The organism is uncultured Nisaea sp., assembly GCF_963974195.1.
GTDB lineage: Bacteria > Pseudomonadota > Alphaproteobacteria > Thalassobaculales > Thalassobaculaceae > Nisaea.
In genome coordinates, this window is record NZ_CAXBDC010000017.1 from 1 (window position 1) to 23,326 (window position 23,326).

The window sequence follows — 23,326 nt, forward strand, 5'->3', positions numbered from 1 at the left end:
ATCGAGACCTATATCGAGACCCAGTTCTGCTTCGATGCGGGCGCCATCCTGAAATGGGAGAAAAGCATCCGGGACGCCGGGAACACCCTGCCGATCCATATCGGCGTGCCCGGCCTCGCCAGCCTGAAGACATTGCTGAAATTCGCCCAGGTCTCCGGCATCGGCCCATCCATGCGGGTGCTGACCCGGCAGACCCGGAACATTGCCCGCCTGCTGACCGTGCAGGCCCCGGACAAGCTGCTGGTCGGCCTCGCCGACGGCATCCAGGCCGATCCGGAATGCCTGATCCGGCATCTGCATTTCTATCCGTTCGGCGGCCTCGCCAAGACCGTTTCCTGGGTCGACCGGGTTTCGGCGGGCGATTTCAGCTTCAACAGCAAGGGCGGGTTCGACACCGCCCCTTTGGCCGCAAAGACGGCAGCGGCTTCCTGACCCGTCTCGTCAGCCGCCTCAAGGGAGAAAAACCGGAATGACCGATACCGTCATCAGCTCGGCGACCAAGGAAATCGTGATCGGCTTCGAGCGCCCGTTCTGCGTCATCGGCGAGCGCATCAACCCGACCGGCCGCAAGCTGCTGGCGGCGGAAATGGCTGCGGGCGACTATAGCCGGGTGCGCGCGGACGCCCTCGCCCAGGTCGAGGCCGGTGCCACCATGCTGGACGTCAATGCGGGTATCCCGATGGCGGACGAGCCGGCGATCCTGGCAGAGTCCATCAAGCTGGTGCAGTCCCTGACCGATCTGCCGCTCTCCATCGACAGCTCCATCGTCGCCGCTCTGGAGGCCGGTCTTGCCGTCTATCAGGGCAAGCCGCTGGTGAACTCGGTGACCGGCGAGGAAGAGCGGCTCGAATCCGTGCTGCCGCTGGTGAAGAAATACGGCGCCGCCGTGGTTGCCATCTCGAATGACGAGACCGGTATCTCCGAAGACCCGAACGTGCGTTACGAGGTGGCGAAGAAGATCGTCGAGCATGCCGCCGATTATGGCATCCCGCGCGAGGATATCGTGGTCGATCCGCTGATCATGCCGGTCGGCGCAATCAACCTCGCCGGCCGCTCCGCCTTCGATCTGATCACCCGGCTCCGCACGGAGCTGAAGGTGAACACCACCTGCGGCGCCTCCAACGTCTCTTTCGGCCTGCCGAACCGGCACGCCATGAACGCCGCCTTTCTCTCCATGGCGATCCATGCCGGCATGACCTCCGCCATCATGAATCCGCTGCATGCGGAGGAAATGGGCGCCGTGCTGGGTGCCGACGTGATGATGGGGCATGACCCGGAATGCCGCCGCTGGATCAAGCGTTTCCGTGAACAACCGGCGGAAGGCGAAGTCGTCGGCGCACGCGGCGGTCGCGAGCGGCGGCGCAGACGAGCCTAAAAGACGGGCCTGAAGAGCACGGGAATTGGCAGCATAGAAATTTGGTCATGAACGCATCAGCTGACGCGGCCCACACAAGCGCACCGAACGACTTCCGGCAGGACGACGTCTATGTCGTCTTCACCCCCTCCGGACGGCGCGGTTTCGTGCCGCCCGGCACCTCCGTACTCGACGCCGCCCGCTCTCTCGGCGTCGATCTCGATTCCGTCTGCGGCGGCCGCTCCATGTGCGGGCGCTGCCAGATCCAGCTTTCCGAAGGCGAATTCGCCAAGTTCCAGATCACCTCGCGGGCGAACAGCATCAGCGAGACGACCAAGTCCGAGCAGCGCTATGCCGAAAAGCGCGGCCTGAAACCGGGCCGCCGCCTTGGCTGCAACGCCAGGGTGCTGGCCAATTGCGTGATCGACATTCCGCCGGAAAGCCAGGTCCACCGGCAGGTCGTGCGCAAGCGGGCCGAGGTCCGGGATATCGAGATCCGCCCGGTCACCCATCTGCATTATGTCGATGTCCGCGAGCCGGACCTGCATGACCAGTCGAGCGACTTCCGGCGGCTGTGCGAAAGCCTGCGTGAGCAATGGCCGAACTGGGGCATTGCCGACGATGTGAGCTGCGACTACGCGGTCATGACCACCCTACAGAAGGCCCTGCGCGACGGCGCCTGGAAAGTCACGGTCGCGCTCCGGGGCAATGACCGGGTGGTCGGCGTCTGGCCGGGCTTCCGGGAGAGGATCTACGGCCTCGCCGTCGATATCGGCTCCACCACCATGTCCGGCCATCTCTGCGATCTGGCGACCGGCAAGGTGCTCTCGTCGGCCGGAACCATGAACCCGCAGATCCGATTCGGCGAGGATCTGATGAGCCGGGTGTCCTATGTCATGATGAATCCCGGCGGGGACGAGGAAATGACCCGCGTCGTGCGCGAGGCGGTGAACTATCTGGCGACCCAGACGGCGGCCGAGATCGGCGCCGGGTCGGACGAGATCGTCGATCTGGTCTTCGTCGGCAACCCGATCATGCATCACCTGATGCTCGGCATCGACCCGACGGAGCTGGGCGGCGCGCCTTTCGCGCTGACCGTCGATACCGCCGTCGAGCTGACCGCCGCCGAACTGGACCTCTATCTGCATCCGGGCGCCCGGGTCTATGCCCTGCCCTGCATCGCGGGCCATGTCGGCGCGGATACCGCCGCCGTCGTGCTGTCCGAAACGCCCTACAAGCGGGACGAGATCACCCTGCTGGTCGATGTCGGCACCAATGCGGAGATCGTGCTCGGCAACCGGGACCGGCTGCTCGCCTGCTCCAGCCCGACCGGCCCGGCCTTCGAGGGTGCCCAGATCTCAAGCGGCCAGCGCGCCGCGCCCGGCGCCATCGAGCGCGTGCGGATCGATCCCGAAACCCTTGAGCCGCGCTTCCAGATCATCGGCACCGACCGCTGGTCGGACGAGGACGGCTTCGCGGAGAGTGTCGCCGAGCTCGGCATCAGCGGCATCTGCGGCTCTGGCATCATCGAGGCCATTGGCGAGATGTTCCTGGCCGGCATGATCACCACCGACGGCATGATCGACGGCGCGCTGGCGGCAAAGTCAGACCGCGTCTTCCCGGACGGCCGCACCTTCTCCTACCGGATCAGCGATGCCGTCTCGGTGACCCAGGGCGACGTCCGCGCCATCCAGCTCGCCAAGGCCGCGCTCTATGCCGGATCCCGGCTGCTGATGGACCGGCTCGGCGTGGAGTCTGTCGACCGGGTGGTACTGGCCGGCGCCTTCGGCAGCCATATCGACCCGAAATACGCCATGGTCCTCGGCATGATCCCGGACTGCGAGCTGGAACACGTCGTCTCCGTCGGCAACGCGGCAGGCACCGGCGCCCGCATCGCCCTGCTCAACGGTCAGGCCCGCAAGGAAATCGAGTGGGTGGTGCGCACCATCGAAAAGGTCGAAACGGCAGTCGAGCCCCGCTTCCAGGAACATTTCGTCGGCGCCATGGCCCTGCCGCACAAGACGGACCCGTATCCGAAACTGTCGGCGGCGGTGAAGATGCCGGTGCCGCGCGTGGCGGTGAAGTCGGGAGACGAAGGCGGACGGCGGAGACGGCGGCGGGGGTAATCCCCCTTAAATGTCATACCGGCGCAGGCCGGTACCCAGGGAACATAGACGTCCCCCTGGCCTCCAGCCGCTCAGCCCTCGAACAGATCTTCGAAAAGATCGCGCCACCGGGGATTATCGCGCTCAATCAACCGAAGTTTCCATAACCGTTGCCACTCCTTCATCTGCCGTTCCCGCCGGATGGCTTCGGTCATGGAGCTGTGTGCTTCGAGATAAACCAGCCGCTTGACGCCATAGCGCGCCGTAAAACCCGGAATGATCCCCGCCCGGTGTTCCCCGATCCGTTTCGGCAAATCGGATGTCACACCGACATAGAGGGTTCCATTCCGCTTGCTGGCGAGGATGTAGAGATAAGGCTGCATACGGGAGCCATGGAAGGCTCTGAGCCATTTTCCAAAGCGCCCCACGCGATTTGCAGAGCCCGTTGATCACACACCCCGTTCCACGTTCCTCTGGGCCCCGGCCTCCGCCGGGGTGACGGTGATGGGAAGACCCGCACCACCTCCACTCGGACACACCACAACTCTTCCATCCGTCATCCCACGCTCTTCAATCCCCCGTTCGTCATCCCGGCGGAGGCCGGGACCCAGGGGGCATAGAGCATCGCACTATCTGATTGGATAATCGCAAACATTCGAGAGGACCTTAGGGGCCGCCCAAATAGGTGACGTGTCCCTTTAATTCTCACACGGCCGTCATCCCGGCCGGAGAGCCGGGACCCAGCTTTTCATAGAGTATTGACGGCGGCAATGTGGATCTCGGATCAGGCCCAGGATGACGAATTACCGTCAATGAATTAAGTATTGTGTCCCCTTTATTCCGCCGGGCGCATGGGCCTCGGTGGCTGCGTGCGCGCTACCTTCCCGCATCCCAAGGCGGGCAAACCGGGCATCCTGATCGCCGGTCACATGGATACGGTGCATCCCGTCGGCACCTTTGGTAATTAAAGGGACACACACCTTAATTCCCCAACTACGATCGCTCCGCGGTAGCGAAAACCCGGACTGCAAACCGGCCCAGAAGCAATCCCGAGCCGAATAGGCGAATCAAAGTGAATTAGATTTCAAGAAACCATCATTCGGACAATTCCAGTTTAAAGACCCCGCTCAACGACTCACCGCTGCCTGCACCTTTAACTTGAATCAGGACTGCGTTGACATTATCCGCCACGGCACAGGCGCCGGCACCCACATATATTGTCGACATAACAGCACCGGAAACTAGGTTTGCGCCGCCGTTCCCTTCACAACCGCAGATCATGATCGTGTATGACTTAGACGCTCCATTCTGGTCGATTAGCGTTTGAACCGACTGACCGGTCACATTGAAGCCGGGCAAATCGGGATTGGCGCATATGGCCTGTGCCGCGTCAGCGGATGATGAAAGCAACGAGAAAAAAACTGACGCAATAGCCATCAAAGGAATCAATATCTTCATCGAACTCTCCAACCACCATTGATTGCAACAAATATTCATCACGAAAAGTGGGGACAAACAACATAAATCGGGCCGTGCTCTAATCAGATATCGCCAGCTGCGAATTTCGCAAAACCGCTGCGGCGGCAGTCGGTCCCAGATCAAGTCATGGAGGACAGCTGCTATTGCGGGGGACATAAAACTTGATTGACCGAGAAGGCACCGCGCATCATCGGGCTTCCTTTCGAACAGAGCCTCGTGCCCCACTCCCCAAACCGCCTCTTCTTCTCCCCTCGTATCCCCCGCCCCATTCCCCGAACTGCGGAGACCCACCATGGACTTCAACGCCCTGCCTTTCGATTCCGACGCCATGTGCGACGACCTCCGTCCGTGGATCGAATGCGAGAGCCCGACCCATGACGCGGCGGCGGTGGACCGGATGATCGATCTTGCGAGCTATGACCTCGCTTCCATGGGCGCGACGATCGAGCGGATTCCCGGGCGCATGGGCCTCGGCGGCTGCGTGCGCGCCACCTTCCCACATCCGAAGGCAGGCGCGCCGGGCATCCTGATCGCGGGGCACATGGATACGGTGCATCCCGTCGGCACGCTTGTCCGGCTGCCCTTTCGGCGCGAGGGTGGCAAGTGCTGGGGGCCTGGCATACAGGACATGAAGGGCGGCAACTATTTGTCGCTCGAAGCGATCCGGCAGCTGGCCGCCGCGAACATCGAGACGCCGCTGCCCGTGACCGTGCTGTTCACGCCGGACGAGGAGATCGGCACGCCCGCGACCCGGGAGCTGATCGAGGCCACGGCGCAGCGCCAGAAATACGTGCTCGTCCCCGAGCCGGCCCGCCCCGACGGCGGCCTCGTCTGGGGCCGCTATGCCATTGCGCGCTTCAACCTCCGGACCACCGGCACCCCGATCCATGCGGGCGTCGACCCGCGCCTCGGGCGCTCTGCGGTGCGGGAAATGGCCCGGCGCATCCTTGAGATCGAGGAGATGAGCACCGACAGCTGCACCTTTTCAGTGGGCTGCGTGACCTCGGATCAGCTGCATGTGAATTGCGTGCCGTCGGGTTGCTCGGCCGAGGCGCTGTCCATGGCCAAGCGGCAGGAAGATCTGGATGCGGGCGTCGGGAAGATGCTGGCGCTGCACGATCCCGACGGGAATGTCGGCTTTCACGTCGCGCGCGGCGTCACGCGTCCGGTCTGGGAGCCCAGCGCCGCCGACAAGGCGCTGTTCGAGCATGCAAAGAGCCTCGCCGCGGATCTGGGATTCGAGATCACGGCCCATATGGCGGGCGGTGGCTCGGACGGAAATTTCACCGGCGCGATGGGCATTCCGACGCTCGACTCCCTCGGGGTGCGCGGCGCCGGCCTGCATACGCTGGATGAGCATATCGAAATCGAGAGCCTCGCCGAAAGGGGCAAGCTGATGGCTGGTCTGCTGGCAACGCTGAGCTGATCGCCGCCTCCCACGGTCGTCATCCCGGACCCCGATCCGGGACCTTGCCGAACATCGGGCCGTACCCGCCGAAAGGTCCCGGATCGGGGGCCGGGATAATGGATATGGAGGTGGAGGCCTGCCCCTAAAGCAGCACCGGAAATTCCGGACCATCCAGCGGCGCGCCATGCTTGAGCGCCACATCCGGGAACGGCGGCGAGCTGACAATTCCCTCGCGCCGGGCGAAGGTCGCGTCGTCGCCGACCAGCCGGAGGGAGAAGGCGCGGCGTTGGGCCGTGGCGCTCGTATTCGCGGGGGCGCCGTGGACCGTGCGGTAGTCGAACGCCACCGCGTCGCCGGGGGAGAGTTCCCAGCCGATAATGTCGTAGTCGCTCCGGTTGCCGTCGATATCCGGCAGCGCCTCAAGCCCGTCATTCTCGTTCAGTGCCGTGCCGTCGAAGCGTTGCGGGCGATAGAATTTGCCCCAGAGGTGGGAGCCCGCGACGAACTCAAGCGTCCGGTCACGCGGGATTTCGTCGAGCGGGATCCAGATGCTGACGGTCTGGCTCGCATCGAGGCAGTAATAGGGGAGATCTTGGTGCCACGGGGTCGGGATGCCGGTCTTCGGCGTCTTTACCAGCACATGCTCATGGAACAGACGGACCGATTTGCTGCCCATCAGCTCCGCGCCGATTTCCGCCGCCGGTGAATTGAAGATGAAGTCGCGATATTCCGCGACACGGTCCCAGTTGCAGTAATCGACGAAGAACCGGCCGCCCTCTTCCGCCTGGTAATTCCGCACGTTGGGTGCGGGATGCTCCATGTTGTAGGCGATGCCCTTGCTCAGGGTCTCGATCCAGTCCGAGAACACGCCGCGCAGGACCGTCGCACCCTTGGTCTGGAATTCCTCGATACTGTCCGGGGAGAGATGGCTGGTCATGAAAGTACCCGCGATGTTGCACTGAATTGCCGATGTCACAGGCAATCGTGCGGCATCATCCGGAAAAATAATAATGTTTATTTTTCGGGGCGCAGAGGCCGGAATTCTGCGCGTCGTGAAGGAGGGAGAGGGCGCGCGCCTCCTTACGTCCCTACCCCGGCAGTTTCTTGAGTTCCTGCTTCTTTAAGTCCGCATAGGCAGTCTGATGAGCCATCTCGCTGCTCTTCAGACGGATTTCGAGGATCCATTCCTTCTCGGTCCGCAAAATTTTCTTCGTGCCGCCGCGCGGGATGATGACGTTGGTCTCAATGCAGAATCTGACAAAAGCCTCGACCACATATTGCTGCTCCAGAATGAAGCTGTCATTGCGGACATTCGGGCCAAACTTCATCTCTATCGCGATCAGAATATCACCGTTCGGCTGAGCTTCGATGCCGTGTACGGTGCCGGGCGGCAGAAGGTCCTTGCGGACCCGCCGGAAAGAATCGATCGCACCGGTCAACTCGGCGTCGTTCAGAATGATTGTTCGAATTTCGCGTGGCATGGATCGATCGTTCAGACTCTGGGTGACCTTGGGGAGAGCCGACCATAGGGGGGACTTCTTAATACCGGGTAAAAGGCGCCGCTTGACGCGGGATCTGCTTCCGGCCAGGTACCCGGGCCGGAGAGCGGTCAGAACAGCAAGGGGGCGTTGTCGGTGACTTCCTTCATGACGAAGAAAGTGCGGGTCTGCCGAACCCCCGGCAGGGCGATCAACTTGGAGCCGTGCATGCCATTGAAGTCGGCGATGTCACTCACCCGGATTTTGAGGAAATAGTCGAAATCGCCAGCCACCAGATGGCAGTCCAGAATGAAGGGCAGCTTGGTCACCGCCGCCTCGAATTCCCCGAAGCTCTCCGGCGTTGAGCGGTCGAGCACGACCCCGACCATCACGAGAGTGCCGCGCTCAACCTTCTCTGGCGCGATATGGGCCCGGACGGAGGAGATATAGCCGTCCTCGAACAGCCGCTGGGTCCGGCGGTGACAGGTGGCCGGGCTGGTGTTGGTCAGAGAGGCCAGCTCGGCATTGCTCAGGCGCCCGTTCTGCTGCAAATGGCGCAGGATATTGCGATCCGTTCGGTCGAGTTCTGCAGGCACGGTCATTTCTCTCATTTTAATTCACATATTTGAGAGAATAACATCACCTATCCGGCCTTACATCGAGTTTCATGAAATCAGGCGCTGCATAACGGAAGCACCTTCCGGTTTCTCTTTGTTAGCGTTCCTGCGCATTTTTTTTGTGACAGGAGCCAACCCATGAACCTTCAGAAATTCGAGCGTTACCCGCTCACTTTCGGCCCGACCCCGATCGAACATCTGCCGCGCATGACCGAGGCACTCGGCGGCAAGGTCGAGATCTATGCCAAGCGGGACGACTGCAATTCCGGCCTCGCCATGGGCGGCAACAAGCTGCGCAAGCTGGAATATATCGTCCCTGACGCCATCGCCTCGAACGCGGACACACTGGTCTCCATCGGCGGCGTGCAGTCGAACCACACCCGCATGGTCGCCGCCGTCGCCGCCAAGCTCGGGATGAAATGCCGGCTGGTGCAGGAAAGCTGGGTGCCGCACGAGGACGCCGTTTATGACCGGGTCGGCAATATCCTGCTGACCCGCCTGATGGGCGCTGACAGCCGCCTCGTCGACGAGGGCTTCGATATCGGCATCCGGCAGAGCTGGGAAGACGCCATGCAGGACGTCCGGGACGCGGGCGGCAAGCCCTATGGTATTCCGGCCGGTGCCTCGGTGCACAAGTTCGGTGGCCTCGGCTATGTCGGGTTCGCCGAGGAAGTCCGGGCCCAGGAAGCCGAAATGGGGATCAAGTTCGACTATATCGTCGTCTGCGTCGTCACCGGCTCCACCCAGGCCGGCATGATCGTCGGCTTCGCGGCGGATGACCGCGCCGACCGGGTGATCGGTATCGACGCCTCCGCGACGCCGGTGCAGACCCGCGAGCAGGTCCGCGAGATCGTCGACAACACGGCTGAGCTGGTCGAGCTGGGCCGCAAGGTGCGCGACGACGAGATCGTTATTCTCGAAGATTACGCCTACCCGGCCTATGGCGTGCCCAGCAAGGAGACCAACGAGGCCATCCGCTTCTCCGCCCAGACCGAGGCGATGATCACGGACCCTGTTTATGAAGGCAAATCCATGCAGGGCATGATGGATCTGGTGAAGAAGGGCTATTTCCCGGAAGGCTCCAAGGTGCTCTATGCCCATCTCGGCGGTGCCCCCGCGCTGAACGGTTACAGCTACACCTACCGGAACGGGTGAGGGACACGGGGCTTTAAAACCCACCTCCCTTTTTCCTTAACCGTCGTTCCCGCAGAAGCGAGAAGGTGGAGATGGGGGGACGGGAAAGCAGACAGCTTTAAAACAAGAAAAGCCGGAGGCCGCGCTGCGCGCACATGCCTCCGGCTTTTTCTGTTTCGCTGGCCGCGTTAGAGCAGCGCCAGGGCCGTGACCGGCAGGAAGCTGACCAGTATCAGGGTCACAAACATCGCCAGAATGAACCATTTGCAATAGCCCATGACCTGCTCGATCCGGAGCCCGGTGGTCGAGCAGACCGTGAGCAGCACCGAGGCGACCGGCGGGGTCTGCTGGCCGATACCGAGATTGAGGCAGACGATGACCCCGAAATGCACAGGGTCGATGCCCATCTGCTGGCTCAGCGGCAGCAGCATCGGGACGACGACGATGATCGCGGCCGATGCATGCAGGAACATGCCGAGCAGCAGCAGGAAGCCGTTGATCAGCAGCATCCGCAAGATGAAGCTCTCGGTCAGCCCGCCGAGGCCGGAGGCAATGGCCTGCGGGATCTGCTCGTTCGCGAGATACTGGCCGAGCACGGCGGAGCCGGCGATGATCATCATCACCACCGAGGTCTGCCGGACGGTGACGGCGGTCAGCGCGTAGACCTTCTTCGCCGTCAGATCACGGCGCAGTACCCAGCCATAGAAGAGCGCCGCCGCGGCCCCAAGGGCGGAGGCTTCCGTTGGCGTGACGAAACCGCCGATCAGCCCGCCCACCACCAGGAGGGGGATCAGCAGCGGAACGGCGGCGCCGGCGAAGGCGAGGCCGAGACGGCGCAGCTCGAAGCGCTCGTCAACCGGATGGTTCTCCCGGCGGGCGAAGATATAGCTGGTGATCATGAAAGCGCCGCCGAGCAACAGGCCCGGAATGATGCCGGCGATGAACAGATCCTTGATCGAGGTGTTCGTGGTGACGCCGTACAGCACCATCGGGATCGAGGGCGGGATGATGATGCCGAGGGTGGCGCTGGTCGCCGTCACCGATGCGGCGAAGCTTTTCGGGTAACCCTGTTTTTCCATCGACGGCACGAAGATCTTCGACATCACCGCTGCGTCGGCAACGGCGGAGCCGGACATCTCGGCCATGAACATGGAGGTCACCACGTTTACATGGGCGAGGCCGCCCCGCATCCATCCTACGAGAGCGCGGGCCAGCGCGATGATCCTGTCGGAGATCGACGTCGCCCCCATCAGCTCGCCCATGAAGATGAAGAGCGGTATGGCCAGCAGAACGACCTTGTTGACGCCGGAAAAGAGCTGGATCGGCGCCATGATCAGATCGATATCCGAGACGGCCATGGCAATGACCGCGGCGATCATCAGCGAAAAGCCGATCGGCATCCCGAAGAAGATCAGGGTCAAAAGCAGAAGTACGACGATCCAGGCCATCAGCTTTGTCCCTTTTGGCCGACGAAGCGGTGGATCACCGCGATCAGCATCAGCACGGCCGCAACCGGCAGGATCAGCATGAACCAGCCCTGGCCGATTTCGGCGGTTTCGATCTCGGTCGCGCCGGAAATCCGGATCATCCGGACGGATTGCCATCCGAGCATGACGAGGAAACCGGATATCAGCAGGGTGTTGATTCCCTCGACGATCCTGCGGCCTGACTTCGGCAGGCTTTCCAGCACCATGTCGAAGGCGATATGGCCCTCGCGCCGCATGGCGAGATAGGCGCCGAGAAAGGCAACCCAGACCAGGAGCAGGCCCGGGACCTCGTCAGCGGTGACGACGACGCTGGAAAGAAGGTCCCGGACAGCGAAGTAGACGGGGCGAAGGCTCTCGAAGTCCTTCACCAGGTCCCTGAAGAGGCCCAGAACCAGATAACGGTTCAGAACGTTCAGGCACACGAATGCCGAGGAGACGGAGAAGGCGATGATCGCCAGCGCCTCGGCTGCCCTGTCGATCATCCGGAGCATTATTTTTTCGCCGTTTCGCGGACGAACTTCAGATAATCGTCTCCTTGGCTCTCGATATAGGCGTCATAGCTCTTGGCCGTCGCTGCCTGGAATTTCTCGAGATCCACCGCGTTGACTTCCGTCTGCACGTTCATCTCGCCGATATATTTCTGCTCGAGTTCCTCGGAGATCTTGTAGGCGTGATCCGTGATCGCGCGCCCGACCTCAATGAAAACCGCACGCTGTTCATCCGTCAGGCTGTCCATGAACCGCGTGGAGGCGAGCAGGAAGGACGGCGTATAGACGTGGCTGGTCAGGGAAAGATACTTGGCGACCTCGTACTGCTTCTGCTCGTAGAAACCGTAGATCGCGGCTTCGGCCCCATCGACGACGCCGGACTGCAGGGCGGTAAAGGTTTCACCCCAGGAAACGCTCTGCGGCTGCGCGCCCATCTGCTGGAACACGCCCTGGCGGAACTTGCCGCCCGAGATCCGGATCTTCAGGCCTTCGAGATCGAACGGCTCGACAATCGGGCGCTGGGTGTTGAGAACATGACGGAAGCCGTTCTCGTAAACACCGATAACCTTCACATTGCCGACTTCCTCGATCCGCGAACGCACCGCGTCCTCGAGGCCAGCAGCCATGGCGCGGCGGATATGCTCCCGGTTGTAGAACAGCCACGGCAGGTCGAAGACCCCGAGCTTCTTGTCCAGCTTCATCACGCCAGAAGCCACATTGATCATTTCGATGGCGCCGGCCTGGACATTGGCCATCAGGTCCTTCTCCTTGCCGAGCTGGCCGCTCGGATAGAGCTTGAAGACGAACTGACCCGGCAGGCGGTTCTCGATTTCCTCGGCAAACAACTTGGATTGTGCATGCAGGGGCGAGAATTCGGAGACGTGGCTGGCGATCCGGACTTCCCGGGCATCGGCCCAGGCAGCGCTGGCGGTTGCAGCGGCGACAAGCACCGCAAGGGCGGTACGCGTGAACAGCTTCATGGTTTCCTCCTGGATGAAGATTTCAGCGGATTTCAGTGTGGTAATGGAACTGGTCGGCCCGGCCTCGGGAACGGCGCCATTCGATGGGCTTGTTGTCGTAACCCTTGGCGAGGCGGTCGATAACGACGATAGGCTCTCCGGGCGAGACCCGGAGCAGGCGGGCAATTTCAGGTGCTGCGACCTCGACCGTCAGCGCCTCCTCGGCCCGTGCGACCCGCTTCTGGCAAAGCGTGTCATAGACCGGATAGATCAGGGCTCCGATATCCTCCGCAGGGAGGTCGGCAAAAGCCTTGAAGGGTTCATGTTCGAGCCAGATCTCCTCCGCCACGACGGGCACGCCCTCATGCAGGCGAAGGCGGGACATGGAGATACCCGGCGTCGCCGGAGGCAACTCGAGGGCAAGCGCCACATGACTTGGCATCGGCTCGATCTCGCGCCGGAGAATCCGGCTTTCGGGGACCGTGAATTTTCCGTCCGGTCCTCGGAATCGAAAGAAACGCATCAGGGAGGTGTCGAAGCTGGGCTGGCGCACGAAGGTGCCCTTGCCCTGGAAGCGTTCGAAGACGCCTTCCGTGACCAGAACGTCCAGTGCCTTGCGCACGGTTCCGGGCGCCAGGCCGAATTCCTCGGCGAGCACGTTTTCCGATGGAGCCCGGTCCCCCGGCTTCAATCCGCCATCGATGACGGATCTGCGCAGGGTGTCTGCCAGCCTCTGATAAATCGGAATCCGGTCATCGCCTGTAAGTGCGGATGCCGTCATTTTTCCTCTCCTTGATTTCTATGCTTCTATATAGAACTATAGATGTCAAGGGAGAGCATTATGAACCTGACCGGTGCGAACAGTTTGATGGACCTGCCAGCGGGCCGTTTCGATGGCCATGCACATGTCTTCCGCGCCGATCTGCCGATGGTGAAGGGACGGCGCTACACGCCGGATTACGATGCCCTGCCTGAGGATTATTGCCGTCTGCTGAAGCAACACGGTCTCGACGGGGCGCTGCTTGTACAGCCAAGTTTTCTCGGTGCCGACAACAGCTATCTGCTGAAAGTGCTGGAAGATCATGCCGGGCGTGCAGATCTGACCTTTCGCGGTGTTGTGGTGCTCGATCCGTCGGCGCCTGTGGACCGGGGCCTGCTCCGGGAGATGAACGCGCGCGGCATTCTCGGGATCCGCCTCAATCTGGTGCGCCGGGAGAAGAGTTTCCGCTATGCGGACTGGGCACCGGTGCTTGCCGAGACGGAAAAACTCGGCTGGCATGTGGAGCTGCATGCGAAAGGCGACTATCTGCCCGCCATCCTGCCTTCATTGACAGCCCGCCATGGCAAGGTCGTTCTGGACCATTTCGGCCTCGTCGCCCCGGAAGGCGATTGTGCCGGCCTGCGCGCCATCCTCGAGCAGCCGGAGGACAGGCTGTGGGTCAAGGTCTCCGGCGCCTACCGTATCCTCGGAGGTTTCGACCGCAGCGGAGACGCCACCGCCATGAAGGCGCTTCGCAGCCGTTATCTCGAGCATTTCGGCCCGGCGCGCCTCATCTGGGGCAGTGACTGGCCCCATACCCAGTTCGAATCCCAGATGACATATGATTGCGCCCTTGCTCTCGCCGCCTGACCAGGCTCTGACGCCGTCATTCCCGGATTTATCTGCCGCGCGGCATGACGCTTTTTGGAGGATGCATGAAGATTAATCATCCGGACTGATTGAAGCTCCGGCGGAACTCCCCACCTCCAATCCGGGTACTGTTAATCTGGGCCCGTAACACGGGTTCGGCGCATATCGGGGTGGAGGACAGGATGACCGCTTTAACTTCTATCGTGCGAAAGGCGGCCTTCACACTCAGCCTCCTCGCATCCTTCATGACCGTCTCAACCGCCCTGGCTGCAGACATGACGGCAAACTGGCCAGCCTGGAACGCAGCCTCTCCGCCGGTCTTCCCGGGCGAAACCTGGCAACGCTATGTCTCCCCCGAAGAAGCCGGCTGGTCTTCCGAAAAACTCGATGAGGCGATGGAGCGTGGCGCGCAACTCGGCGGCGATGCGCTCTTCGTTGTTTATAACGGCGCTGTTCTGGCCGAATGGGGGCAGACCGCCCGGCGGATGAATGTGCATTCCGTCCGGAAATCTCTGATGAGCGCGCTCTACGGCATCGCCAAGGCAGAAGGGAAGATCGATCTTTCCGCCAGCCTCGGCGCCCTCGGCATCGACGAGATCACTCCACTCACAGAAGCCGAGAAAAGCGCGACCGTCGCCAACCTGCTGGAAACCCGCTCCGGCGTCTATCTGCCCGCCGCCTATGAGACAAGAAGCATGAAGCGTGGCCGGCCCGAGCGCGGCAGCCACGCACCGGGCAGCTTCTGGTACTATAACAACTGGGATTTCAACGCGCTGGGCACGATCTACAACCGGCAGACCAGCAGCGATTTGTTCCAAGATTTCGAAGCCCGGCTGGCCCGCCCCATCGGCATGCAGGACTTCTCCCTCCAGCACACATTCTACCGGGCGAACCCGGAGGTCTCCCGTCACCCCGCCTATCTCTACCGCCTGACCGCACGGGACATGGCCCGGTTCGGACTGCTGTTCCTGAACGAGGGACGCTGGCAGGACAATCAACTCGTCCCGGCGGACTGGGTGGCGGAGAGCACACGCCCGCATCTCGAGCGGGAGCGCGGCGGCGGCTACGGCTATATGTGGTGGACCTTCGCCCGGGGGCTGAAGAAACTCGGCACCTATGCGGCGCTCGGCAATGGCGGGCAGACCATCATCGTGGTGCCCGGCGCCCGGCTGGTTCTGGTGCACAAGGCGCATACCGAAGCCGGCCACCGGGTCGAGACACGGGAGATCCTCGACGTGCTAATCGCCATCCTGAAAGCCCGCACCGGCCCGCCTGCCGCAACGCCGGAACTGGTCCCGGCGGTACAACCGGCCCCCCCCCGCTGCGGCCGTCGCACTGACATCGGAACAGCAATCCCTGCTTGCCGGTACCTATAAGGCGCGCAGGGCGAAGATCCATGTGACGGAGGTCGAAGACGGCCTCGAGATCGCCGACCCAAGGCTTGGCCGGTTCCACCTGCTGGCACAATCGGAGGCCCGGTTTCTGATCGAGGATCTCGAACGCGAGGTGGTGTTCACGGCGGACGACGCAGGCAAGATCACCGGCCTCAAGGTCCAGAACCGCAAGGGCGGCTGGGTAGACATGGAGCGTCTCCGGAATTGAGCTGCTCTCCGGCCCGCCACATCTTCGTCATCAGACTCATGTGACGCTTTCATTGCCTGGGCACTTTCGCCTTGACCCGATACGGGTGAGTCCCTGTAAACAGGTCGGCTCCGCTGAGACGGGAAATTGTATTTCCAATCCAAGAGAGCCCGCATCCCATGAAACAGATTGTCGCCGGGCTGGATTTCGGCACGTCGAATTCCGCCATCGGATACGCGTCCGGCACCGCCCTTGATCTCCATATGTTCGAGCATGGCGGCCAGTCCGTCCCGACCGCCCTGTTCTATGACGAGGAAGAAGGCGTTCTGGTCAGCGGGCACGATGCCGAAGCGCGCTTCCTGCAGGGCCATGAAGGACGTTATCTGCGGGCGCTGAAAAGCATCCTCGGCACCAGCCTCGCCGATGACGCGACCCGGATGGGCGCCCGCTCCTGGCCATTCCGCTCCCTGCTTACCAGCTTCCTGACCTCGATGAAGAAGAGCGTCGAGCAGGCCGCCTGCGGGGAGATTTCAGGGCTGGTCGCGGGCCGCCCGGTACGCTTCGTCGACGAGGACGAGACGCGCGACAAACGGGCGGAGACCCTGCTGCGCGAGGTTCTGGAAGAGACCGGCTTCGGACCCGTACAGTTCGTCTATGAGCCGGTCGCCGCCCTGATCGACGCGGAAGAGAACATGCCGGGTGCGGAGTATGTGCTGGTCGCCGATATCGGCGGCGGCACATCGGACTTCACGCTGGCCCGCCGATCCATCGACGCCGCCTCCAAAGAGGTTGCCGGGTTCGACATCCTGGCAAATCACGGGGTGCATATCGGCGGCACGGATCTCGACAAGCGGCTGTCCCTGAAGGCCGTCATGCCCGCCTTCGGTTACGGCACGGAGATGAAGGCACTGACCTCCGACGTTCTGCTGCCGGTCCCGCCCAGCTATTACAGCGACCTCGCCACCTGGCAAAAAATCCATTTCTGCTACACCCACGCGATGAAACGGGATGTCCGCGACGTCATGCGCCAGGCGGTCGAGCCGGAGAAGATCGAGCTGCTGCTGGAATTGCTGGAACGCCAGCTCGGCCACCGGCTGGCAAATGCCGTGGAAGGGGTGAAGATCGCCCTCAGTGACAGTGACAACGCAAGACTGGCTTTCCCGGATATCGAGGATCTGCCCGACATCACGGTGAATCAGGCTGCCCTGGCACAACATTTCGCGCCACTGGAACAACAGGTCGCCAGAGCCGCCGGGGAAACGCTCGCCCTGGCCGGAGTGCGGCCGGAGCAGGTCGGGCACATCGTCCTGACCGGCGGCTCAACCCTCCTGCCCGACATGCGCCGGGTCATCACCGCCTGCGTCCCCGCCGCCCAAATCGTCCCGTCAGATCCTTTCACGGCGGTGGCGAAAGGCCTGACCAAGGCGGCGAAAAGAGTGTTTCCGGCGGGATAAGGGTTGGGAGGAAGCTGAAAAACTATCCGCCCCGCTCAGTTCCCGAACAGCTTTTTCAGCCCCTCGCCAGCCTTCTCCAGCTCCTTTTTCGCATCATCGACGGCCTGCTTCGCGCCCTCTGCGTCCGTCGGCAGCTTGCCGCCATTGATGTTGCCGATATTTTGCTTCAGCGCCTCCAGGGTCTTGCCGACGCCGATGCTCGCGGCGGCCCGGCTGGCGGCGTCGGTCAGGGCGGCCATCACTTCGGCGGCCACCTCTCCGGGGGTCGCGCCACCGGAATCCTTGCCGATGTTCCTGAGGGTGATGTCCGGCAGCCGGGCTTCCAGTGCTTTGCCCTGATCAAGCAGGGAGGCTGCAACCATCACCTTGCCGCCGCGAATCTTCAGCGTTTCGATGATCAGTTTCTTGTCCGTCCCGCCGCTCTCTCCGGAGGACGTCGCACCGGATGAACTGCTCCCGCCGCCGCTGTTCTTTTTCACGTTGCCGGCGATGATGCCGATATTGTTGCCACCCGGCATCAGCTCGTAGGTCACCGCCGGCTCGTCGACGGTGATCTCCTTGATCACGATTACCGGCTGGCTGACGCTCGCGGTATCCAGAGCCATACTGATCCCGCCAAGCGAGATCGCGCTGTCGCTCTTGAAGCCGGACGGATTGCCCACCGCCAGCCCGTTGATCCCGGCCCGGCCATCCAGCACCTCGATCTTCACCCCGGAGACACTGACCGGCACACCGGCAACGCGCGTGCCCTGTTCCTCGATCACGTCCTTGACCAGGGAGTCGAGATTGCCGAACACGAAGACGACGACGCCAACCACCGCCACCAACAGGAGCGCGACACCGGCCCCCACAATGATCCCCAAACGCTTCATCGTCTCACTCCAGATCTGGCGCGGATCGCAAGAGCCACGCAACGCGCTATATCGTTTCAATGATGACTCTAAGCGGGTTCTCGTAAAGAGGTCCAGAGACGGTTCTGCGAGAACCTGCACCGATAACAGCGGACAGGAGAAGCGCCGGCAGGAAAATTTGGGTGCCGCTGCCGCCCCATGCATAATGGCCTCTCCCGCCTTACCGCTCCGTTGAGTACCTGTCCGATGCTGCCAGACCGCTCCACCATCCTGCCCGAGCCAGATCTGCCGAACGGCGCCGACCTGCTTGCAGAGGGCGCCAGACATGCTGCGCGCTGGACCGTCGGTCCCTCCGCCTTCCTGAAGGAGGCAGGCGAGACATCGGAGCATGACTACAAACTGCGCCGGATGGCCGAGGGCGGCATCATGCAGCATGCCCAGCTCGGCTATCGCGATCCGGGCAAAAGCATCCGGGCCTATCGCGAGATCTGGGAGGCCTGCCGTCTGCGCGGGATCAGGGTCGACCGCTACGGGCTGTGCCTCGACTGGTCCATGGCCCTGCCGAAAGCCGTCCGCGAGAAAGCGACACGCGGCACCGGCATGATCCTGCGCGGTGTCGAGGATTTCGTGGAACTGGCCAACGCGGCACCGGTAGCGCCCCATTTCGGCGATTTCGTGCTCGGCTTCCCGGCGGCGCTGGAGAACACGCAGGCAGCATTGGCGGCGGGCAGCACCGCGATCGGCAATCTCGGGCAGTATTTCACCTTCCGCATTCCCGGCCATGACGACGATATCGCCGCCACGCGGGAGACCGTGCGCGCCCTCGGCCTGATCGCCGCCCAGCCGGTGCCTGTGCTGGTGCATTCCAACATCGATGACGGGTTCGGCGCCCATCTGACGGACCTTGCCTCCTGCCTCGGCCTGATCCTGATCGAGCGGGAGATCGGACGGCTGGCCGGGGTGCCGGTGGTGCATTGCTATGGCCATCATTTCTCCGACCCGCTGGCCCGGCTCGCCTTCCAGCGCGCCCTCGCCCTCTCCGGACCCGCCGCACCGGGCTCGATGATCTACGGCAACACGACAAGCTACCGGGGCACACCGGCGGAGAATGCCGCCAGCCTCTCCAGCTATCTGCTGGTCGACGCGCTCGGCCAGGCAACCCGGCCGACGGGCCACGCCATCAACCCGGTTCCGGTGACCGAGAACGAGCGCATCCCGGAAATCGACGAGGTGATCGAGGCCCAACTCCATGCCGGACGCCTGAAGGAACATGCACTGGACTGGGTTCCGCTGGTGGCGGAGGAGGAAGCCGACGCCATTGCCGTCAGAATACTGGACGGCGGAAGGGCGTTCGAGAAGGCTGTGCTGAAAGGCCTCGCCGAAGCGGGCATCGATACCGGCGATGTGTTCGAGCTGCTGCTCGCCCTCCGCCGCATCGGCGCCCGTCCACTGGAAGCCGCTTTCGGCCCCGGCACGCCCGACCCCGGCATGATCGGTGGCCGCGCGCCGCTGGTGCCCGCGACCATCGTCTCCGAAATCGCGGAGATGGCCGGGGCGGCGCTGACGGAAATGTCCGCAGACGTGCGCACATCATTGACCGGCAGCGGCCTTAAAGTGCTGGTCGCGGCAGGGGACGTGCATGAGCACGGCAAGATGGTGGTCGAGGAACTGGTCCGCCAACTCGGCCTCACCGCACTCGACGGCGGCGTCTCCACCGACCCGGAAATCCTCGCCGCCCGGGCCTCGGAGACAAAGCCCGACGCCATCGCCATCAGCACCTATAACGGCGTCGCGCTGGGCTATTACCGGACGCTGAAAGCCGCGCTCGCGGAACAGGGGCTCGATATCCCGGTGCTGATGGGCGGGCGGCTGAACCAGATCCCGGAAGCGTCGAACTCAAGTTTGCCCGTCGATGTCGGCGCGGAGCTTGAGGAAGCCGGCGCCCTGCTCTGCCGCTCGGCGGCGGAGATGGGACCGGCGCTGGCTGGGTTACTGCCTCGCAGCGCGGATAGCGCACTCTAATCTCCGGCTTTGGTTGTACCTCAGGGTTACCGGCGTCAGTATGGCTCCAAGCCAAGCACAAAGCCGGAAGACGAAAAGTGGTGAAGCGGAGCGAACAGAAATGGGAGACCAAGGCTTTGTCTTCCATAGAATCCCCCGCTCTTGCGCAGGCTCTGGAATATTGGCGATCCCTGTGCGACGGCCCAGGGTTCCCCGGGCGCAAGCAACTCGACCCCATGGAAATGCGGTCCTATCTGCCAAAAATCCTTCTGATCTGCATCAACGATGACGGCGATTTCTACTACCGGCTTTGCGGAACAGAAATAGCGCGGTTCAACGGCGCCGACGTCACCGGGAAGAAGGTCGGATCGGACAGTGTTGGCAAGGGATGGAGGCATCTGATCCATTATTACAAGAAGCCTCTCAAAACGCGTGCGCCAGTATTGTTCAACGGTTCTATCTGGTGGCAGGACCGCGAATATGTATCCTTCGAGCAGATCCTGCTTCCACTGGCCGAAGATCACGCATCCATCGATTGCCTGATGTCTGTCATCGAATTCTCTCAGCAGAGCAAAATCTAGCCCCGAGACCGGCTCACCTCACGTATGCGACCAGTTATCCGGGTCGTCCGACTGGTTCGGCGACAGGCCGATGATGTCTCCGGCAGTGCTGACCCCCAACCCCAGAACCGTTCTGTTCGCGTAACAGAAGTAACTGACAACCTGGTTCACCTCCAGAATGCGCCCGTCATCAAGTCCGGCGACGCGCAGGGCCTCGATTTCGGCCTCGTTGATCATGGCCGGGTCGCGGGTCAGTTTCTCGGCATAGCGGCACATTTCCAGCTCCGCTCCATCAAAGGCCTGCTCCGGCGCGTCGGCCTCGAAGGCCGCCCGGATGGCGGCGGCGCGGGCATCGTCGGCCAGGAGGCGCTTCATGCCCTGAAAATGATGCTCGACGCAGTAGCCGCACTGGTTGATCTGGCTGACATAGACGCCGAGCGCTTCCAGCATCCATTTCGGCACCTTGTTGCCGGTATGGTGCAGCACGTACTTGTAGAGATGCATGTGCCCTTCCATGGAATGCGGGCGCAGGCTGTGGGCCATCATGATGTTGTCGACATTATCGTCCGGCCCCTTGACCCGGTCATACAGCGTCTTCAGCCGGCCGGTTGCCTCGGCATAGGGCACGGTCGCGATCCAGGTCATGTGGGTTCCTCCGGTTTGAATACTTTTCCGGCACGCAGCTTCGGCGCCCGGATCGGGCCGGTCAAGCCGCGCCGGAGAGCAAACAGGCTACTGCTCAGACGTCTTTGAGGTGGCATTTCCGGCAACAGCCCCCATGTTTTCGAAAATTCGTTGGGGGACCGTGATGAAGACCATTTCACTTGCCGACTGGCGCCGCCGGGTTGCCGAGCTTTATACCGATATCCGCCGGGCAGAGGATCCGGAGACCGCCTGGACACTCTGGCGCGACACACGGAACGCCTTGTTCTGCGAGCATGAACAATCCCCCATAAGCAAGGACCGCCGGGCGGAATACGGCGCCATTCCGCTGTTTGATTACGATCCCGAAATGCGCTTCGAGGTCGATCTGGAAGTGCCGGAGAGCGACGCGGTGCTGGCAGGTGAGATCGGCAATGACGGACACATATCCCTACGCCCCGCCGCCCGCACCCGAGGCCTTGCCTCGAAGCTCGGCGCCGAGCTGACCGTCTACTGGATCGAGGGCTATGGCGGCGGCACCTTCCTGCCCTTCACCGACGCCACCAGCGGCAGCGAGACCTATGGCGGCGGCCGCTATCTGCTGGACAGCATCAAGAGCGCCGATCTGGGCCAGACGCCGGACGGCAGGCTGATCCTCGATTTCAACTTCGCCTATCACCCGTCTTGCTATCACTCGCCGGACTGGGTCTGCCCGCTGGCCCCACCGGAAAACCGTCTGCCGGAAGCCGTCCGAGCGGGTGAACGGATGGGCTGAACAAATACTCAGCCCCATTACCCTATTGAACATAAGGGTAAATCAGAACTGCAATCGTATGTTCATCGAACTGATATGAGGGAGTCGCGGTTCTGATCCACCGACATGCCTACCCTCCTCCCGCTACGCAACCGGGATGAGGGTCAGAGCATGGCGACGATCGAACTGAGGCAGGTCCGCAAGTCATACGGCGAGACACAGGTGGTGCACGGGCTTGACGCCCGGTTCGAGCCGGGAGAGTTCGTCGTCATCGTCGGGCCGTCCGGGTGCGGCAAATCAACCCTGCTCAGGATGATCGCCGGGCTGGAGACCATCACCGACGGCGAGATCGAGATCGCCGGGACCGTGGTCAATGAGCTGGCACCGCGCCAGCGCAACGTCGCCATGGTGTTCCAGAATTACGCGCTCTACCCGCACATGACCGTGTTCGACAACATGGCCTATTCCCTCAAGCTGGCGAAGCTGCCGAAGCCGGAAATCAGGGAGCGGGTCGGCAATACCGCCGAAATTCTCGGGCTGACGGACATGCTGGCACGGCGGCCGAGCCAGCTGTCCGGCGGACAGCGCCAGCGCGTCGCCATGGGCCGCGCCATCGTCCGCGAGCCGAAGGTTTTCCTGTTCGACGAGCCGCTCTCCAATCTCGATGCCACGCTCCGGGTACAGATGCGGGTCGAAATCAAGCAGCTGCATCGCGAAATCGGCGCCACCAGCGTCTTCGTCACCCATGACCAGGTCGAGGCCATGACCATGGCGGACCGGCTGGTGGTGATGAATGGCGGGCTGGTCGAGCAGGTCGGCCGCCCGGTCGATGTCTATAACCGCCCCGCGACCCGGTTCGTCGCCAGCTTCATCGGCTCGCCCGCGATGAACTTCCTGCACGGCACGCTGAGCACACATGGTGCCGGTCATGCGGTGATCCTGAAAGACGGGACCGTCATCAATGCCGGGCCGATCGAGGGCGCGCGCGACGCGGAGAAGGTAACCCTCGGCCTGCGTCCCGAACATCTGCGCCCGGTTCCGCTAACGGGCGCCCATATCGCCGGACGCATTGTTCTGATCGAGGAGCTGGGCGCCAGCCGTCTGGTCCATCTCGACACGGCCAATGGCCGCCTGGTCAGTAACGTGCCCGTGGAAGACGCGGGTGACTGGCAACTTGGCGACGATATCGGCCTCTCCGTCGCGCCGAAACACACGCATCTGTTCGATCGGGCCAGCGGGTTCCGCCTTGATCATGTGGACGTTCAGGAAACTGCAACAGAAGAGAGCGTCGCGGCCGCATAGAGTCCCCGAACTGACACGATAAGGACTCCAGCTCTTCAAATT

At 62.6% G+C, this 23,326-nt stretch carries 23 protein-coding genes and 1 pseudogene; 13 read left to right on the forward strand and 11 right to left on the reverse strand.

Going from position 1 to position 23,326, the window contains the following annotated elements; all coding sequences use genetic code 11:
* The 3 genes and pseudogenes from AAC126_RS05790 to AAC126_RS05800 form a co-directional block, all read left to right on the forward strand.
* A pseudogene (locus AAC126_RS05790) lies at positions 1 to 432 on the forward strand (methylenetetrahydrofolate reductase); the annotation flags it as partial.
* Between the two features lie 37 nt (positions 433 to 469).
* The gene (locus tag AAC126_RS05795; RefSeq protein WP_339850944.1) at positions 470 to 1,375 is read left to right on the forward strand and encodes a methyltetrahydrofolate cobalamin methyltransferase; all 906 of its coding nucleotides are present in this window, start codon (positions 470 to 472) and stop codon (positions 1,373 to 1,375) included.
* 47 nt (positions 1,376 to 1,422) lie between these two features.
* Positions 1,423 to 3,480 (forward strand): ASKHA domain-containing protein, encoded by a 2,058-nt coding sequence (locus AAC126_RS05800; RefSeq protein ID WP_339850946.1) that lies wholly within the window; start codon positions 1,423 to 1,425, stop codon positions 3,478 to 3,480.
* Between the two features lie 71 nt (positions 3,481 to 3,551).
* On the opposite strand, the gene AAC126_RS05805 is transcribed toward AAC126_RS05800, so the two are convergent.
* Positions 3,552 to 3,842 carry a GIY-YIG nuclease family protein gene (locus AAC126_RS05805; protein WP_339851072.1) on the reverse strand — a complete coding sequence of 97 codons (291 nt, stop codon included), beginning with the start codon at positions 3,840 to 3,842 and terminating at the stop codon, positions 3,552 to 3,554.
* A 712-nt stretch (positions 3,843 to 4,554) separates the two neighbouring features.
* Positions 4,555 to 4,917, reverse strand: coding sequence for a hypothetical protein (locus AAC126_RS05810; protein ID WP_339850949.1), 363 nt, complete (start codon positions 4,915 to 4,917; stop codon positions 4,555 to 4,557).
* A 313-nt stretch (positions 4,918 to 5,230) separates the two neighbouring features.
* Between AAC126_RS05810 and AAC126_RS05815 the strand changes: the two genes are divergently transcribed.
* Positions 5,231 to 6,364: a M20/M25/M40 family metallo-hydrolase gene (locus tag AAC126_RS05815; RefSeq protein ID WP_339850952.1), complete on the forward strand. Its 1,134-nt coding sequence runs from the start codon at positions 5,231 to 5,233 to the stop codon at positions 6,362 to 6,364.
* Between the two features lie 124 nt (positions 6,365 to 6,488).
* Here the strand turns inward: AAC126_RS05815 and AAC126_RS05820 are convergent, their stop codons facing one another.
* From AAC126_RS05820 to AAC126_RS05830, 3 genes are all read right to left on the reverse strand, one after another.
* Positions 6,489 to 7,283, reverse strand: coding sequence for a phytanoyl-CoA dioxygenase family protein (locus AAC126_RS05820; protein ID WP_339850955.1), 795 nt, complete (start codon positions 7,281 to 7,283; stop codon positions 6,489 to 6,491).
* Positions 7,284 to 7,434: 151 nt separating this feature from the next.
* Positions 7,435 to 7,827: a hypothetical protein gene (locus AAC126_RS05825; protein WP_339850957.1), complete on the reverse strand. Its 393-nt coding sequence runs from the start codon at positions 7,825 to 7,827 to the stop codon at positions 7,435 to 7,437.
* 128 nt (positions 7,828 to 7,955) lie between these two features.
* A complete protein-coding gene (locus tag AAC126_RS05830) occupies positions 7,956 to 8,435 on the reverse strand; it encodes an Lrp/AsnC ligand binding domain-containing protein (protein WP_339850960.1) in 480 nt (159 codons plus the stop codon).
* A gap of 144 nt (positions 8,436 to 8,579) precedes the next feature.
* Between AAC126_RS05830 and AAC126_RS05835 the strand changes: the two genes are divergently transcribed.
* A complete protein-coding gene (locus AAC126_RS05835) occupies positions 8,580 to 9,596 on the forward strand; it encodes a 1-aminocyclopropane-1-carboxylate deaminase (RefSeq protein ID WP_339850963.1) in 1,017 nt (338 codons plus the stop codon).
* A gap of 167 nt (positions 9,597 to 9,763) precedes the next feature.
* On the opposite strand, the gene AAC126_RS05840 is transcribed toward AAC126_RS05835, so the two are convergent.
* From AAC126_RS05840 to AAC126_RS05855, 4 genes are read right to left on the reverse strand one after another with little or no spacing between them, the layout of a single operon-like run.
* On the reverse strand, positions 9,764 to 11,023 hold the full coding sequence (locus AAC126_RS05840; RefSeq protein ID WP_339850966.1) for a TRAP transporter large permease: 1,260 nt from the start codon (positions 11,021 to 11,023) through the stop codon (positions 9,764 to 9,766).
* Complete coding sequence (locus AAC126_RS05845) at positions 11,023 to 11,553, reverse strand: TRAP transporter small permease (protein ID WP_339850969.1); 531 nt, start codon at positions 11,551 to 11,553, stop codon at positions 11,023 to 11,025. The genes AAC126_RS05840 and AAC126_RS05845 overlap by 1 nt, the downstream gene beginning before the upstream one ends.
* Positions 11,553 to 12,530, reverse strand: coding sequence for a TRAP transporter substrate-binding protein (locus AAC126_RS05850; RefSeq protein WP_339850972.1), 978 nt, complete (start codon positions 12,528 to 12,530; stop codon positions 11,553 to 11,555). Before AAC126_RS05850 ends, AAC126_RS05845 begins: the two co-directional genes overlap by 1 nt.
* Before the next feature lie 22 nt (positions 12,531 to 12,552).
* The gene (locus AAC126_RS05855) at positions 12,553 to 13,290 is read right to left on the reverse strand and encodes a GntR family transcriptional regulator (protein WP_339850975.1); all 738 of its coding nucleotides are present in this window, start codon (positions 13,288 to 13,290) and stop codon (positions 12,553 to 12,555) included.
* 60 nt (positions 13,291 to 13,350) lie between these two features.
* Between AAC126_RS05855 and AAC126_RS05860 the strand changes: the two genes are divergently transcribed.
* The 4 genes from AAC126_RS05860 (at position 13,351) to AAC126_RS05875 (ending at position 17,174) form a co-directional block, all read left to right on the forward strand.
* Positions 13,351 to 14,139: an amidohydrolase family protein gene (locus AAC126_RS05860; RefSeq protein ID WP_339850976.1), complete on the forward strand. Its 789-nt coding sequence runs from the start codon at positions 13,351 to 13,353 to the stop codon at positions 14,137 to 14,139.
* 182 nt (positions 14,140 to 14,321) lie between these two features.
* Entirely contained in the window at positions 14,322 to 15,515 is a 1,194-nt protein-coding gene (locus tag AAC126_RS05865; RefSeq protein ID WP_339850978.1) for a serine hydrolase, read from the forward strand.
* Positions 15,516 to 15,537: 22 nt separating this feature from the next.
* Complete coding sequence (locus tag AAC126_RS05870) at positions 15,538 to 15,741, forward strand: hypothetical protein (protein WP_339850981.1); 204 nt, start codon at positions 15,538 to 15,540, stop codon at positions 15,739 to 15,741.
* A gap of 158 nt (positions 15,742 to 15,899) precedes the next feature.
* Positions 15,900 to 17,174: an Hsp70 family protein gene (locus AAC126_RS05875; protein WP_339850982.1), complete on the forward strand. Its 1,275-nt coding sequence runs from the start codon at positions 15,900 to 15,902 to the stop codon at positions 17,172 to 17,174.
* Between the two features lie 35 nt (positions 17,175 to 17,209).
* Here AAC126_RS05875 and AAC126_RS05880 read toward each other — a convergent pair whose 3' ends face one another.
* A complete protein-coding gene (locus AAC126_RS05880) occupies positions 17,210 to 18,046 on the reverse strand; it encodes a hypothetical protein (protein ID WP_339850985.1) in 837 nt (278 codons plus the stop codon).
* Between the two features lie 225 nt (positions 18,047 to 18,271).
* Between AAC126_RS05880 and AAC126_RS05885 the strand changes: the two genes are divergently transcribed.
* Positions 18,272 to 20,047: a cobalamin-dependent protein gene (locus AAC126_RS05885; protein ID WP_339850988.1), complete on the forward strand. Its 1,776-nt coding sequence runs from the start codon at positions 18,272 to 18,274 to the stop codon at positions 20,045 to 20,047.
* Positions 20,048 to 20,127: 80 nt separating this feature from the next.
* Positions 20,128 to 20,607: a PAS domain-containing protein gene (locus AAC126_RS05890; protein ID WP_339850990.1), complete on the forward strand. Its 480-nt coding sequence runs from the start codon at positions 20,128 to 20,130 to the stop codon at positions 20,605 to 20,607.
* Between the two features lie 18 nt (positions 20,608 to 20,625).
* On the opposite strand, the gene AAC126_RS05895 is transcribed toward AAC126_RS05890, so the two are convergent.
* Positions 20,626 to 21,231: a peroxidase-related enzyme gene (locus tag AAC126_RS05895; protein WP_339850992.1), complete on the reverse strand. Its 606-nt coding sequence runs from the start codon at positions 21,229 to 21,231 to the stop codon at positions 20,626 to 20,628.
* 163 nt (positions 21,232 to 21,394) lie between these two features.
* Here AAC126_RS05895 and AAC126_RS05900 point away from each other — a divergent pair, with 163 nt between their 5' ends.
* Both AAC126_RS05900 and ugpC read left to right on the forward strand, forming a co-directional pair.
* Positions 21,395 to 22,003, forward strand: coding sequence for a DUF1684 domain-containing protein (locus tag AAC126_RS05900; protein ID WP_339850995.1), 609 nt, complete (start codon positions 21,395 to 21,397; stop codon positions 22,001 to 22,003).
* 105 nt (positions 22,004 to 22,108) lie between these two features.
* Positions 22,109 to 23,284 carry a sn-glycerol-3-phosphate ABC transporter ATP-binding protein UgpC gene (gene ugpC, locus AAC126_RS05905; protein WP_339850997.1) on the forward strand — a complete coding sequence of 392 codons (1,176 nt, stop codon included), beginning with the start codon at positions 22,109 to 22,111 and terminating at the stop codon, positions 23,282 to 23,284.
* Positions 23,285 to 23,326: the final 42 nt, after the last annotated feature.